The sequence below is a fragment of the Spirillospora sp. NBC_01491 genome, from assembly GCF_036227065.1.
Taxonomy (GTDB): Bacteria; Actinomycetota; Actinomycetes; order Streptosporangiales; family Streptosporangiaceae; genus Spirillospora; species Spirillospora xylanilytica.
Window position 1 is genome coordinate 1376600 of sequence record NZ_CP109432.1, and the last position, 13109, is coordinate 1389708.

Annotated in this window: 13 protein-coding genes; all 13 read right to left on the reverse strand. The window is 73.4% G+C overall.

Features of this window, described 5'->3' with window-relative positions:
- Positions 1-5 precede the first annotated feature (5 nt).
- The 13 genes from OHA34_RS06630 to OHA34_RS06690 all read right to left on the reverse strand — a co-directional run bounded on the left by OHA34_RS06630 (position 6) and on the right by OHA34_RS06690 (position 13109).
- Complete coding sequence (locus tag OHA34_RS06630) at positions 6-1424, reverse strand: FAD-dependent oxidoreductase (RefSeq protein WP_329520985.1); 1419 nt, start codon at positions 1422-1424, stop codon at positions 6-8.
- Positions 1421-2215 carry an alpha/beta fold hydrolase gene (locus OHA34_RS06635; RefSeq protein ID WP_285940222.1) on the reverse strand — a complete coding sequence of 265 codons (795 nt, stop codon included), beginning with the start codon at positions 2213-2215 and terminating at the stop codon, positions 1421-1423. Before OHA34_RS06635 ends, OHA34_RS06630 begins: the two co-directional genes overlap by 4 nt.
- On the reverse strand, positions 2215-3063 hold the full coding sequence (locus OHA34_RS06640; RefSeq protein ID WP_285940223.1) for a cupin domain-containing protein: 849 nt from the start codon (positions 3061-3063) through the stop codon (positions 2215-2217). The genes OHA34_RS06635 and OHA34_RS06640 overlap by 1 nt, the downstream gene beginning before the upstream one ends.
- A 2-nt stretch (positions 3064-3065) precedes the next feature.
- A complete protein-coding gene (locus OHA34_RS06645) occupies positions 3066-3443 on the reverse strand; it encodes a hypothetical protein (RefSeq protein WP_285940224.1) in 378 nt (125 codons plus the stop codon).
- Entirely contained in the window at positions 3436-4443 is a 1008-nt protein-coding gene (locus OHA34_RS06650) for a class I SAM-dependent methyltransferase (protein ID WP_285940225.1), read from the reverse strand. The genes OHA34_RS06645 and OHA34_RS06650 overlap by 8 nt, the downstream gene beginning before the upstream one ends.
- A complete protein-coding gene (locus tag OHA34_RS06655; RefSeq protein WP_285940226.1) occupies positions 4440-5426 on the reverse strand; it encodes an ABC transporter ATP-binding protein in 987 nt (328 codons plus the stop codon). The genes OHA34_RS06650 and OHA34_RS06655 overlap by 4 nt, the downstream gene beginning before the upstream one ends.
- Complete coding sequence (locus tag OHA34_RS06660) at positions 5419-6369, reverse strand: ABC transporter ATP-binding protein (protein ID WP_329520986.1); 951 nt, start codon at positions 6367-6369, stop codon at positions 5419-5421. The genes OHA34_RS06655 and OHA34_RS06660 overlap by 8 nt, the downstream gene beginning before the upstream one ends.
- 32 nt (positions 6370-6401) lie before the next feature.
- A complete protein-coding gene (locus OHA34_RS06665) occupies positions 6402-7289 on the reverse strand; it encodes an ABC transporter permease (protein WP_285940228.1) in 888 nt (295 codons plus the stop codon).
- Positions 7286-8293, reverse strand: coding sequence for an ABC transporter permease (locus OHA34_RS06670; RefSeq protein ID WP_285940229.1), 1008 nt, complete (start codon positions 8291-8293; stop codon positions 7286-7288). Before OHA34_RS06670 ends, OHA34_RS06665 begins: the two co-directional genes overlap by 4 nt.
- Complete coding sequence (locus OHA34_RS06675; RefSeq protein WP_285940230.1) at positions 8290-9810, reverse strand: ABC transporter substrate-binding protein; 1521 nt, start codon at positions 9808-9810, stop codon at positions 8290-8292. Before OHA34_RS06675 ends, OHA34_RS06670 begins: the two co-directional genes overlap by 4 nt.
- A gap of 200 nt (positions 9811-10010) precedes the next feature.
- Positions 10011-10799, reverse strand: a complete 789-nt coding sequence (locus OHA34_RS06680) for a VOC family protein (RefSeq protein ID WP_329520987.1) — start codon at positions 10797-10799, stop codon at positions 10011-10013.
- Positions 10796-11623, reverse strand: coding sequence for an IclR family transcriptional regulator (locus OHA34_RS06685; protein WP_285940232.1), 828 nt, complete (start codon positions 11621-11623; stop codon positions 10796-10798). The genes OHA34_RS06680 and OHA34_RS06685 overlap by 4 nt, the downstream gene beginning before the upstream one ends.
- 4 nt (positions 11624-11627) lie before the next feature.
- The gene (locus OHA34_RS06690) at positions 11628-13109 is read right to left on the reverse strand and encodes an aldehyde dehydrogenase family protein (RefSeq protein WP_329520988.1); all 1482 of its coding nucleotides are present in this window, start codon (positions 13107-13109) and stop codon (positions 11628-11630) included.

The window sequence follows — 13109 nt, forward strand, 5'->3', positions numbered from 1 at the left end:
CCCGGCTACCTGCGTCCGCCGGCCTCGGCCGCCAGCGCCCGGCCGTACAGCAGCCCGAAGGTCATCGCGGGGGTCGCCATCATCCCGCCGCAGAACGACTTCCCCATGAGCTGCCCGGAGCCCAGCAGCTCGCCTGCGGCGCTGAGGTTCGCGAACGGCTCACCTGTGGTGTCCCGCACGCGCAGGTCGGTGCCGACGGCGAGGCCGACGGTGCTGGTCACCGACGCACCCTGGACGCGGATCGCGTAGAACGGCCCCTCCACCAGCGGGACGGGCCGGTGCCGCCGCCCGAACGGGTCGGGCCCGGAGCCGAGCGCGGTGTTGTACTCGGCGACGGTCGCGGCGAGGGCGCCGGCCGGAAGCCCCGTCCTCGCGGCAAGGCCCTCCAGCGTGCGGGCGCTGGTGAACATCGGGTGGACGTCGAACAGGTCCCGCAGCCCGTCGTTGGTCCGGCCGGTGATCATCGGTGCGGACTCGCGCAGGACCCGCGCGTCGAACACGACGTAGCGGCGCAGTTCGGGCTGCTCCAGCAGGGCGTGCTCGCGGGCGTCGACGCTCGGCTCGTCCTCGGCCACGAACCGGCGGCCCTCGGTGTTGACGTAGATCTCCCAGGGCGCGCGGTCCTGCGGGTGGTGGACGTGGCGGAACTCCATCTTCGCGCCGAGCCCGGGGCGGTCCATCACCACGCCGAAGGAGCTGAGGTAGTTCTCGTGGCCGCGCAGCGCCGCACCGGCCCGGCGGGCCGCCTCGAGCCCGCCGCCGGTGTTGTGCGGGTAGGAGTTGCCGCCGTAGGCCGGGTGCCCGCTCAGCTCGCGGAACAGCTCGGGGTTGGCGTTGTAGCCGCCAGTCGCCAGCAGCACCGACGTCGCCGGGTACGTGCGCACGCCGCCGGGGGTCCGCGCCGTCACGGCCGTAGCGCGGCGGCCGGACAGGACCAGCCCGGTGAGCGTGGTGTTCAGCGACAACGTGATGCGGCCCGCGGCGACCTGCGCGTCGAACGCCTGCCGCAATACCCGCAGGATGGAGCGGCCGAAGTCGGGTCCCCAGTAGTAGCGCGCCGCCGTGTACGGCTCATGCGCGAACCCCTCGACGGGGTGCTCCGGCAGGAACTCCATGCCGTTCTCGGTCAGCCAGTCCAGCGTCCGGGCGGCGTTGTCGACGGCGAGCCGCACGAGCGCCGGGTCTGCGGTGTTCCGGCTGATGCGCATGACGTCGGCGTAGTGCGCGTCCGGCGAGTCGGTGATGCCGCGCCGCCGCTGGAGCACCGTCCCGGCCGCGCTGAGCTGCCCGGACGAGATGTTCAGCGACCCGCCCACCGTGCCGGCGGCGTCCAGGACGAGGACCGGCACACCCCGCCCGGCGGCGGTGAGCGCGGCCATCATGCCGGCCGCGCCCGCGCCGACGATGATCGACGTCGGTGTCACAGGTTCCTCCACAGGTCGTCCAGGACGGCCGCGAGCGCCGCCGGGTCTTCGGTGAGCACGAACGTGCCGCCGGGGATGCGGGTGACGGGCGCGCCGAGGACGTCCCCGACCTCACCGGCCAGCCCCGACAGGGCGTCGCGATCGGGCGCGACGACGACCGTGGGACGCCCCGGGGACCGCGCCCCGGCGAGGACCGCGCCCAGGTCGGCGTTCCACAGCGCGACGTAGCCCTCGTACCAGACGCGCCCGGCCCGGACGCGGTCCGCGAACGCCTCGAACACCAGGTCGGGGTCGGCGCCGTCGGCGAACGCGCGCGCCATGAACCGCCACACGTCCGCGACGCCTTCGGGCGTGGCGGCGACCGGATTCAGCCGCTCGTACTTGGCCAGCTTCGTCCGCCAGTCGGAGTAGGCGGGGTATCCGACGAGCCCGAGCCCGACGACGTCGTCGGGGTGCTCGGCGGCCATGACCGCCGCCAGCGCCGCGCCGGTGTGGTGTCCGACGACGGCCTTCGGCCCGGGACGCACCTCCTGGACGGCGTCCCACAGCAGGCCGGCGTGTTCGGCGAGGCTCAGCGTCCGCGACGTGGCGTCGGACTCGCCGAGGTTCAGCATGTCCGGCGCGACGCACGGCAGCGGCGCCAGCTCCCGCATCACCGGCAGCCACATCCGCCCGGACGCGGGCACCTGGTGCAGCAGCAGCAGGTCCGGGCCGTCGCCGGGCGTCGCGCGCAGGTGGACGTACCCCTCCGGCGTGCGGACGAGCCGGCGTTCCACCCTCGGGTCGCCCATCAGAAGCAGAGGCAGCCGGGCTGGTCCGGGAGAGGCTCGGCGCCGTGCACCGCCAGGTCGGGCGGCAGGATCGGCCGGTGCTCGGGCGTCCAGGTGAAGTCGACGTCGTGCTCGGTGTAGACGGTGCTGAGCGGGCCGCCCTTGGTGCGGAACAGCATGAGGTTACCGGTGGGCGAGCCGAACGGACCGTGCCACTCCTCCGGCGGACGCCAGAAGTAGCAGCCCGCGCGCATCAGGCCGAGCGGCCCGGCCAGCTCTCCGGCCAGCAGGTACATCTCCTCCACGACCGGGTGCTTCTCCGGCTTGCGGCCCGACCGCAGCGGCATCGTGCCGAGCAGCCACGTCTCCTCGCCGTCGACCGGGTCGCGGCGCAGGAACTTGCGTCCGGCGCCGGGCGGGAACGTCGGGTGGAAGTTGCCGCCCCACTCCCCGGCGAACCCGTCGACCTTGGTGACGAGGCGGCGCTCGTCGAGCATTCCGGCCGGGGCCTCGCCGTCGCGGAGCCGCGGCTCGCCGGAGAAGAACGTGAGCACCACGGCGCCCGTCCGCGACGCGACCCCGGACGTGGCCGTCCCGGCGGGGAAGTGCCCGTAGGAGTACCTGCCGTACTCGACGCCGGAGACGGTCAGCGACCCGTGCAGGACGAGAAACTCCTCGTCCACGTCCAGGTGGTGGACGCCCTCCCCGCGGGTGTACCCGGCCGGGTAGCGGACGAGAAGGCTGGACGCACCGGTCCCCTCGTCCAGGCTGAGCGGCTTGCTGTCCACCTTCGAGCCGTCGCGGCCGTACAGGCCGTCCTGCCACGGCACGGCCTGCGACTGGATGAACTCGATGAACGGGCGTCCCATGGTCAGCTCCTCGTCTCGTCGGCCGGCAGTACTTCCCGAGGGGGGACGACCCCCCGCATCCCCCCGGCCGACTCCGTCGGAAACCGTGAATCCCGAGGGGGGACGACCCCCCGCATCCCCCCGGCCGACTCCGTCGGGATGAGCGGCGCACGGGCGTCGTCGCGTTCGGCGGCGACGGCGAGCAGCCGCGCGATCGACCGGTTCAGGTCGTCGGACAGGTCGGTGCCGGACGGCATCGCCAGCCGCCGCTCGAGCTCGCGCACCCGCGCGCGCTCCTCGTGCAGCTGGCCGGCCAGCTCGAACACCATGGCCGCGAGCTGGTCCACCTGGGCGGCGCCGAGGGCGCGGAGTTCGGGCGCGGGGGGCAGGGGTTCAGACATGAGCGTCCTCCGGCTTGCGTGCTTCCAGGACGGCCCAGGGGAAGTGCCATTCGGCTCGGTCGGGCCATCGCGTCGTCTCCAGCCGTCCGGCGCCGCGCTCGTCGAACGCGACCCAGCGCGCGTCGGCGAGCCCGGCCTCCGCGCACCGGGCGAGGACGTCGGTGCCGAACAGCATCGGCAGGTACGGCTCGTTGTTGCGGTCACCGTGCTCGACCAGCGCGAGGTCGCGGACGGGGTCGCCGGTCGGGTGGAAGTCCAGGATCCGCAGCAGCCCGCCCGGCGCGAGGACGCGCGCGGCGTCGGCGAGCAGGTCGGCGAGCACCGGCGGCGGCAGCTCGTGGACGAGCATCGTCGCGGTGACCAGGTCCGCCGAGCCCGCGGGCAGCCCGGTGGCGGCGGCGTCGGCCTGGACGTACCGGATGCCGGTCTCCGCCGTGCGGTGCGCGGCCAGCCGCAGCACCGGCGCGGACAGGTCGACGCCGATCACCTCGGCGTCCGGCCAGCGCCGCTTGAACGGGCGGGTGCTCTTGCCGAACCCGCAGCCGAGGTCGACGATGCGCCGGTACGGCCGGTCGGGGACGGCGGTGTCGGTGAACAGGGTGTGGAACGCGAAGTCGTCGTTGTCGCCCAGCATGACGAGCTTGGCACCCGCCTCGTACACCAGGGCCGCGTGGTCGGTGCTCCACACGCCGCCGGGCTGGAGGTGGATGTCCACGCCGGTGTACCAGGCGGGCAGTTCCAGACCGGGGTCCAGCTCCAGGCCGGGCGCGGACGCGGGCAGGTCCTCGGCGTCGACCGCGCCCGCCACCGCCCGCCACAGCATCTTCTGCGCGGATCGCTCGAGCCATGCGAACCACGGGTACACCGGCGCCGCGTGGACGGCCGCGCGGTCCGGGTCCGGGCCCGCCTGGCCGACGAGCGTCGGGTACAGCGACCGCGCCCACTGCTGGCGCAGCGCGAGCGCGAAGTCCACCCGCGCCTGGCGTGTGACGGCGTTCATCGAACCTCCGTAAGGCCGAGTCCGGAATCCACCTCGCCGGGGAAGAAGCAGGCCACCGAGCGGTCCCCGGCCACCGTCAGCGGCGGCACGTCGGTCGCGCACACCGCGCGCGCGACCGGGCACCGGGTGTGGAAGACGCAGCCGGGCGGCCGGTCGATCGGCGACGGCGGGTCGCCCGAGAGCACGATCCGCTCCCGCGGCCGCTCCTCGGTCGTCGGCGTCGCCGACAGCAGCGCCGCCGTGTACGGGTGCTGCGGCGACGCGACGACCGACGTGGTCGGCCCCTCCTCCAGCACCCGCCCGAGGTACAGCACGACGACGCGGTCGGAGATGTGGTGGACGAGCGACAGGTCGTGCGCGATCAGCAGGAACGCCAGGTCGTCGGTCCTCTGCACCTCGCCGAGGAGGTTGACGATCTGCGCCTGGATGGACACGTCGAGGGCGGAGACGGGCTCGTCCGCGACGAGCACCGAGGGCCGGGCGGCCAGCGCGCGGGCGATCGAGATCCGCTGCCGCTGCCCGCCGGAGAACTGCGCCGGGTAGCGGCCCGCGGCCGACGCGGGGAGCCCGACCTGGGCGAGGACCTCCGCGACGCGGGCGCCGATCTGCTCCCGCGTCCCGAAGCCGTGGGCGTGCAGCGGCTCGGCCACGATGCGGGCGACGGTCATGCGCGGGTCCAGGCTGGCGTACGGGTCCTGGAGGATCATCTGGAAGTGCCGGCGCAGCGGGCGCAGCCGCCGCTCGGGCAGCCGGGTGATGTCGCGGCCGTCGAAGGTGATGCGGCCGGCCTGCGGGGTCGTGGCGCGCATCAGCGCGGTCGCGGCCGTGGACTTGCCCGATCCGGACTCGCCGACGAGCGCGAGCGTCTGCCCGCGGTACAGCGCCAGCGAGACGTCGTCGACGGCGGTGAGCGTCCGCCCGCCGACCGGGAACCGGACGGAGACGCCGCTCATCTCCATGATGGGCCGCTGCGTGTCAGTCATGAGGGTTCCAGCAGGCCAGGCGGGCGGAACCGGACACGGTCAGGACGGGCTCCTTCGTGGAGCACGTGTCCTGCGCGCGGTCGCACCGCGGGTGGAAGGGGCAGCCGTCCGGGCGGGCGAACGGCGACGGCGGGGCACCGGGGATCGCGGCGAGCGTCCGCGACCGGTCGAAGTTCGGCGCCGCCGCCAGCAGCGCCGCGGTGTAGGGGTGCCGCGGGTTGCGCAGCAGCTCGCGGGTCGGGCCCTCCTCCACGACGCCGCCGCTGTACATGACCGCGACGCGGTCGCACAGTTCGGCGGCGACGCCGAGATCGTGCGTGATCAGGACCATCGACGCGCCGCGCGCCTGGATCTGGTCCCGCATGAGCTGCGTGATCTGCGCCTGGATGGTCGTGTCGAGCGCGGTGGTCGGCTCGTCGGCGAGGATGACCGACGGCTCGTTGATCAGCGCCAGCGCGATCATCACGCGCTGCCGCAGCCCGCCCGAGAGCTGGTGCGGGTAGGCCCGGACGCGGTCGCCCGGCGAGGGGACGCCGACCGCGGCGAGCGCCTCGACGGCCTTCTCGCGGGCGGCGGCGCGGGACACGTCCTGGTGCCGCCGGACCGTCTCCACCAGCACCGACCCGATCCGGCGCACCGGGTTCAGCCCGGTCATGGGGTCCTGGAACACCATCCCGATCTGCGCGCCGCGGACGCGCTCCATCTGCTTCTCGGAGTGTCCGGTGAGGTCCTCCCCGCGCAGCCGGACGGTGCCGGTCCGCGACAGGCCCGGCGGCAGCAGCCCCATCAGGCTGAGCGCCGTGAGGGACTTGCCCGACCCGGACTCGCCGACGAGTCCGAGGATCTCGCCGCGTCCGAGGCGGAACGACACGTCCTGCACGATCCGGGTGTCGCCGCCGTGGACGACCGAGAGGCCGTCGACGTCGAGGACGGCTTCGTCCATCGTCTGCTCCCTGGGTTCGACGGGCGCGGCGGTCACGGGCGCACCGACTTCAGGCGGGCCCGGCTGCGGGCGGCCATGCCGTCGCCGATGAGGTTGGCGGCGGTCACGGCCAGCACGATGACGGCGGCGGGCACGAGCACCAGCAGCGGCGACCCGACCAGGTGCTGGCGGCCCTCGGCCAGCATGTTGCCGAGCGAGGGCGAGCCGAGCGGCGAGCCGATGCCGAGGAAGGACAGCCCGCTCTCGGCGACCAGCAGGTCGGCGAACACGAACGCCCACATCACCATGATCGTGTGCCGCAGGCCGGGCAGGACGTGGGCGAGCAGGATGCGGGGCCGCGTCACGCCGAGGAGCCTGGCCGCCCGCACGTACTCGCGCTGCATCAGGCCGCGCGTCTCGGCGTAGACCACCCGGGCGAAGACGGGCCAGCTCACCACGCCGAGGGTGATCGACAGCGGCAGGAACCCGCGGCCGACCGCCGCCATCAGCGCGACGGCGATGACGAGGTAGGGCAGCGACAGGCACACGTCGATGACGCGGGAGATCGCGGCCTGGGCGTAGCCGGTGGTCGACCCGGCGAGGACGCCGAGCGTCAGGCCGATGACGGTGACGATGCACGCGCCGGTGGCGGCGACCGAGGCCGTCCAGCCGAACCCGGCGATCGTCCAGGTCACCAGGTCGCGGCCGACGCCGTCGGTGCCGAGCAGGTGCCCGGCCTCGCCGGGGGACAGCAGCCGCGCCTCGACGCTGGTGGCGACGCCGGTGATGTTGCCGAACAGCAGCGCGACGATCGTCCCGCCGACGAGCACGGCCGCGATGGCGAGGCCCGCGATCAGCCGCGCCGACTCCACCCCCGGCCGCCGTGGGACCAGGCGCCGCCGCACGAGCCCGCGCGGGGCCTCTTCTCGGACCGCTGTCATCGCTGCCTCCGCAGGCGGGGGTCGAGGATGCCGAGCAGGGCGTCGGTGGCCATGTTCGTCAGGAACACCAGGCCCGCGATCGTGAACACGGCGGCCTGCACGATCGGGAAGTCGAGCTGCTGCACCGAGTTGATCATCAGGGCGCCGAGGCCGGGCCACGCGAAGATGACCTCGATGATCAGCGCGCCGGAGACCAGGATCGCGAGCTGGGTGCCGACGAGGGCGGCGGCGCCGAGCAGGGCGTTCGGCAGCACGTGCCGCAGGATGACGGTGTGCCGGGACGCCCCGGCGGCGCGGGCCGTCCGGACGAAGTCCTCGTCCATGGTCTCGGCGACGTTGGCCGACACGACGCGGGTCAGCCGCGGGACGAGGAACGCCGCGAGCGACACCGCGGGCAGGATCGCCGCCGAGGCCGAGGCGTTGCCGATGCTCGGCAGCAGCCCGAGCTGGACGGCGAAGACCTGGATGAGCACGAGCCCGATGACGTAGCCGGGCATGCCCTGGCCGACGAAGACGACCCCGGAGGCGATCGACTGGGCGCGGCCGTCGGAGCGCGATCCGATCCACGCGCCGAACGGGATCGCGACCAGCATGTTGAGCAGCACGGCCAGCAGTGCGAGCTGGAGCGTGGCGGGCAGCCGGTCCAGCACCTCGGTGAGCGCGTTCGCGCCGGACTGGACGGAGGTGCCGAAGTCGAGCTGGGCGGCCCGGAGGATGAACGTCGCGTACTGCTTGGCGAGCGGAGCGTCCAGGCCGTACTGCTCGCGGACGGCCTCCACCTGGTCGGGGGTGGCGTCCTGGCCCGCGAGTGTCGTCGCCGGGTCGCCGGTGAGCCGCAGCAGGAAGAACAGCAGCGTGGACACCGCGAACAGCAGCAGGACGAGCTGGGACAGCCGGGAGGCGAGCATGCGGGCCAGCCGGCCGGCGCGTCCCGGCGGGCGGGCCGGCCGCCCGGCGGCCACGGGGGTGCCCGTGACCGCCGGAGCGGATGCGGTGTCCGTCACTTCTTGACCATCTGGTCGTAGCGGAAGAACCGGTTGTCGTCCTTGGCGCCCTCGAGGCCGGCGGACTTGCCGACGATCGTGATCTGGTGCACCAGGTACAGGGCGGGCGGGTTCTCGTGCATCTCGGCGACGACCTTGCGGAGCTGCGCCGCGCGCTTGTCGGCGTCCATGTTGGTGAGCGCGGCGGACAGGTGGTCGGCGGTCGGCTTGTCGCAGAAGAACGTCGCCGCGCGCAGGCAGGTGAAGTTGGTCATGGCCCGGGTCGGGTCCATGGTGGGCAGCGCGTTCCAGGAGAGGCCGAACGCCTCGGTCTTCCAGGAGTTGCCCGTGTACCGCTGCATCCAGTTGGGGAAGGTCATCTGGTTGAGCGTGAGGTTGACGCCGACCTTGGCGAGGTCCTGCTTGACGGCCTGGTAGATGTCCGCGTCGGCGGGGAAGGACCCGACGACGACGTCGGCGCTCATCGCGAAGCCGTTCGGGTGGCCCGCCTCGGCCAGCAGCGCCTTGGCCTTGGCCGGGTCGTAGGGGTACGCCTGCACGTCCGGGTTGTGGCCGACGACCTTCTCGGTCGGGCCCTGGCCGACGGGCTCGGCCTTGCCGAGCAGCAGGTTGTCGGCGATCCCCTGCTTGTTCACCGCGTAGTTGAGGGCCTGCCGGACCTTCTTGTCGGTGAGCGGCGAGTCGACCGGGTCCTTGCCCTTGACGGTGCGGAACGCCAGCGACATGACCTGGTTGCCGAGGCTGACCTCGGCCTGGGTCGCGCCCTTCATCTGGTCGACCTGGTCGGGCGAGACGCCGGTGATGAGGTCCACCTGGCCGGACTGGAGGGCCTGGAGCCGTGAGGCCGGGTCCTGCATCGCCTGGATCTCCAGGCCGCCCGCCTTCGGCGCGCGCCAGGACTTCTCGAACGCGGTAAAGGTGATCTTGTTGCCGCCCCAGTTCTCGACCTGGAACGGCCCCGTGCCGACCGGCTTGGCGGCGATGCCCTTCACGCCTCCCTCGGCGAGGGCCTTCGGCGCCGGGATCAGCAATTCGGTCAGCTTGTTGGGCAGCACCGGGTCCTTGACGGACGTCGTGAACTCCACCGTCTTCCCGTCCAGCGCCTTCGCGGACTTGATCGTCGCCAGGTCGTTGGCGACGACCGACTGCTTGACCTCGGGGTTCTGCTTCAGGTAGTTCGCGACGTCCGCGACGCCCTGGGCGGTCAGCGTCTCGCCGTTGGAGAACGTGACACCGTCACGGATCGTGAAATTCCACGTGGTGTCGGAGGTGTTCTTCCACTCGGTCGCCAGCCACGGCTTCACCTGGCCCGTCGCGTCCACGAACGTCAGCGGATCGTAGATCGCGGCGTAGGTGTAGACCCCCGGGGAGACCGCCGAGTTGAACGGGTTCCCCTGGGAGGCGGGGAGTGAGTCGACACCGACCTTGAGCGTCTGCTCACCGGCGGCCTTGGTACCGCCGCCGCCACCGCACGCGCTGAGCGCAATTCCCAGGACGAGGACCATTCCGCCCTGCACTGCAATGCTTCTACGCACAAGCCAGCCCTCCATTTTGTTCCACTGGGCGGAACGATTAACTCGCTCAGTGGAACGGTAGAATGAGGTACGCCACAGTGTCAAGAGTTCAAAGAAGAAGAAACGTGCAGGTAACAGGCCAGATTGGCCTCTTTTTGGATGATCAAGCCGAACCGCCCGCGCGCGCGGGCGGCACGGGCGGATCAGCCGGACGCCACCAGCGCGCCGCCGGCACCGGGAACGGTCCATATTCCGCCGGGCCCGTCCCCGCGTAGCGTGACGGCGACGATCCCGCCGTCCCATGGGGACCTCCGGACCCGAACGGCCGGGTCGCCCGCGGGGTACTGGTCCACCTCCACGGCGCAGCGCCCTGGAAGCTGGAGCGTGCTGACGCGGTGCAGCGTCCCCTCAGGGCGGCCGAGCTGCGCGTTCAACGCCCGCACCGGCAGCGGATGGTCCGTCACCCGCCGTGCGGGCAGGCGGCCTTCCAGCGCCGCACGCGACTCCTCCAGGTCTTCCGACGCCAGCACGGCGATGAACACCGGGCCCACCGGCCCGCGGGGGCTCGGCAGCGTGAACCCCTCCGGGGCGCGGTCCACCTGCGTCAGGTAGAGCGCCTCCCCGGCCGGGCCCGCGACCTGGACGGCCCGCAGCCCTCCCCCGGCCCCGACCGGACGCGGCTCGGCCAGCACGCGCAGCCCGGCGGCGCGGGCCCGCGCGGTCGCCTCGTCGGCGTCGGCCACGAGGATCTCGGCGGCGGCCCAGCCGAGCGTGGTGAGCGGCTCGGGCGCCCGCGCCCCCGGAAGCTCCACGACGTGGACCGCGCCGCCGGCGCCGGTGCCGGACAGCACGACCGAGCGGCGCCCGTCCAGCTCGGGCAGCGGCGCGCCGGACACCCGGTGCTCCGCACCCGGCTCCAGCCCGACCCCGTCCCGGTACACCGCGACGGCGGCGTCCAGATCGGCGGTGACGACGGTGACTGACGCGATCATTGCGGCCGCGCGCCGCCGGCCTGCCCGCCGACCTGCGCGGTCAGTCCGGCGGCGGCCTTCTGCAGCAGGTCCACCAGGCGGTCGGCCTCACCGCGGAACCGTTCCAGCGGTCCGGCGATCGAGATCACGGCGAGCGGCGTCCCGGTGGGGCCGAACACCGGCGCGGCCACCGAGCCCGCGCTCGGATCGCGCTCACCGTAGGAGATCGCATAGCCGACCTCGGCGATGTGCGCCAGCTCGTCGCGCAGGGTGGGGCGCCGGGTGATGGTCTTGCCCGTCAGCCTGCTCATGGGCTGCGAGGTCAGGTACTGCTCGCGTTCGGCGGGGTCCAGGAACGCCAGGAACGCCTTGGACGACGCGCCCGCGTGCAGCGGGAACGCCGCGCCGAGCTGCACCATCATCTTCACGTCGCGGTCGGGGGTGACCTGGTCGACGTAGACGCGGTTCCAGCCCGAGCGGGTGGACAGCGTGGCCGTCTCGTCGGTCTCCCGCGACAGCCGGGTGAGGACCGGCCGCGCCTCGGCGCGGATGTCGATGCGGTCGAGGTAGCCGAGCGCGAGGCTGACGATGCGGGGGCCGAGGCTGTAGCGGCGGGTCGAGGGATGGAACGTGATGAAGCCCTTGGCGCGGCAGCTCGTCAGGCTGCGGTGGACGACCGCCTTGGACAGCCCGAGCCCTTCGGCGATCTCGGTGACGCCGAGCGTGGGCCGCCCCGCCTCGCCGAGGTGGATGAGGATGTCGAGGACGCGGTCGACTCCCGTGACCGTTTGCCCCTTGACCGGTTCGACGCCGTCGGCGCCGCCCTTGACGCTCACAGTGGACATCCCCTCACCCGACCAGATGGAAGCTCTGGTATTGGACATACGCCTCGAAGCCCTCGGGTCCGAGTTCGGTGCCGAGCCCGCTCGACCGGCGCCCCGCGAACGGCGCGGCCGTGTTGAAGCCGAACCCGTTGACGCCGACCGTCCCGGTATCCAGGCGCGCAGCCACCGCGAGGGCGCGGGACTCGTCGGCGCTCCACACCGACCCGGCCAGGCCGAAGTCGGTGTCGTTGGCGATCGCGACGGCCTCGTCCTCGCCCGACGCCGGGATGAGCGTCACGACGGGTCCGAAGACCTCCTCCTGGCAGATCCGCATGTCGCTGCGCGCGTCGGTGAACACGGCGGGCGTCAGGTAGAACCCGGCGTCCAGGCCGGGCGGGCGCCCGCCGCCCGACACCAGCCGGGCGCCCTCGGCCCGGCCCGCCGCGATCAGCCCCTCGACGCGGTCGCGGTGCGCGGCCGAGATGAGCGGGCCGAGCCGCGTCGCCGGGTCGAACGGGTCGCCGACGGGCAGCGCCGCCGACACCGCGGCGACGCGGTCGGCGACCTCCGCGAGCAGGGCGCGCGGGACGATGATGCGGCTCTGGATGAAGCAGTTCTGCCCGCTGAAGGTGTAGGCGAGGAACGGCAGCGCGGCGGTGAAGCGGTCCAGGTCGGCGTCGTCCAGCAGGACGGCGGCGGACTTGCCGCCGAGTTCGAGGACCACGGGCGTGAGCGAGGCGGCGCAGCGGGCGGCGATGTGCCGTCCCGCCTCCGACGAACCGGTGAAGCCGACGATGTCGACGCCCGGATGGCCGACGAGGGCCGCACCGGTCTCCCGGCCGCCGGTGACCACGTTGACGACGCCCGGTGGAAGGCCGGCCGCGACGGCGCACTCGGCGAACAGGAAGGCCTCCAGCGGTGCCTGGGGGGGCGGTTTCAGCACCACCGTACCGCCCAGCGCGAGGGTCGGGCCGATCTTGTACATGCCCATCGGAAGCGTCCCGTTGTAGGGCACGATCGCCGCCGTCACCCCGCGCGGGCCCCGGCGCACGATCGAGCGCCGGACGCTGCCCGGACCCCGCCGTTCGGGCACCGGGCGCAGCTCGTCCACGACGAGCGCGCGGGCGATCCCCGCGTAGTAGCGCAGCAGCTCCGAGGCGCGGTTCGCGCGGGCGGGCGGGCCGCCGACCGGCCGCCCGATCTCGTGGGCGAGCAGGACGGTCATCTCGGCGTCGCGCTCTTGGAGCAGGTCGGCGAGCCGCTCGAGCGCGGCGGCGCGGTCGGCGGGCTCCCAGGCGCGCCAGCCGCGCGGGTCCTGGAAGGCGGCGCGGGCGGACGCGACGGCCGCGTCCACGTCGGCGTCGGACCCGTCCGGAACGCTGCCGATGACCGTCCGGTCGGACGGCGAGACGACCTCGAGGACCGCTCGGGACCGGGCCGGGACGAGGCGTCCGTCCAGGAAGACGCCGTCGCGGTGCGCGGTCTCGGGCGCGAGTGCGGGACGCAT

Coding starts and splice junctions, on each gene's coding strand:
- OHA34_RS06660 (WP_329520986.1), bottom strand. CDS start 6,369: ATGGACGAAGCCGTCCTCGACGTCGACGGCCTCTCGGTCGTCCACGGC.
- OHA34_RS06690 (WP_329520988.1), bottom strand. CDS start 13,109: ATGCGTCCCGCACTCGCGCCCGAGACCGCGCACCGCGACGGCGTCTTC.
- OHA34_RS06640 (WP_285940223.1), bottom strand. CDS start 3,063: ATGGGACGCCCGTTCATCGAGTTCATCCAGTCGCAGGCCGTGCCGTGG.
- OHA34_RS06680 (WP_329520987.1), bottom strand. CDS start 10,799: ATGATCGCGTCAGTCACCGTCGTCACCGCCGATCTGGACGCCGCCGTC.
- OHA34_RS06685 (WP_285940232.1), bottom strand. CDS start 11,623: ATGTCCACTGTGAGCGTCAAGGGCGGCGCCGACGGCGTCGAACCGGTC.
- OHA34_RS06655 (WP_285940226.1), bottom strand. CDS start 5,426: ATGACTGACACGCAGCGGCCCATCATGGAGATGAGCGGCGTCTCCGTC.
- OHA34_RS06635 (WP_285940222.1), bottom strand. CDS start 2,215: ATGGGCGACCCGAGGGTGGAACGCCGGCTCGTCCGCACGCCGGAGGGG.
- OHA34_RS06665 (WP_285940228.1), bottom strand. CDS start 7,289: ATGACAGCGGTCCGAGAAGAGGCCCCGCGCGGGCTCGTGCGGCGGCGC.
- OHA34_RS06650 (WP_285940225.1), bottom strand. CDS start 4,443: ATGAACGCCGTCACACGCCAGGCGCGGGTGGACTTCGCGCTCGCGCTG.
- OHA34_RS06645 (WP_285940224.1), bottom strand. CDS start 3,443: ATGTCTGAACCCCTGCCCCCCGCGCCCGAACTCCGCGCCCTCGGCGCC.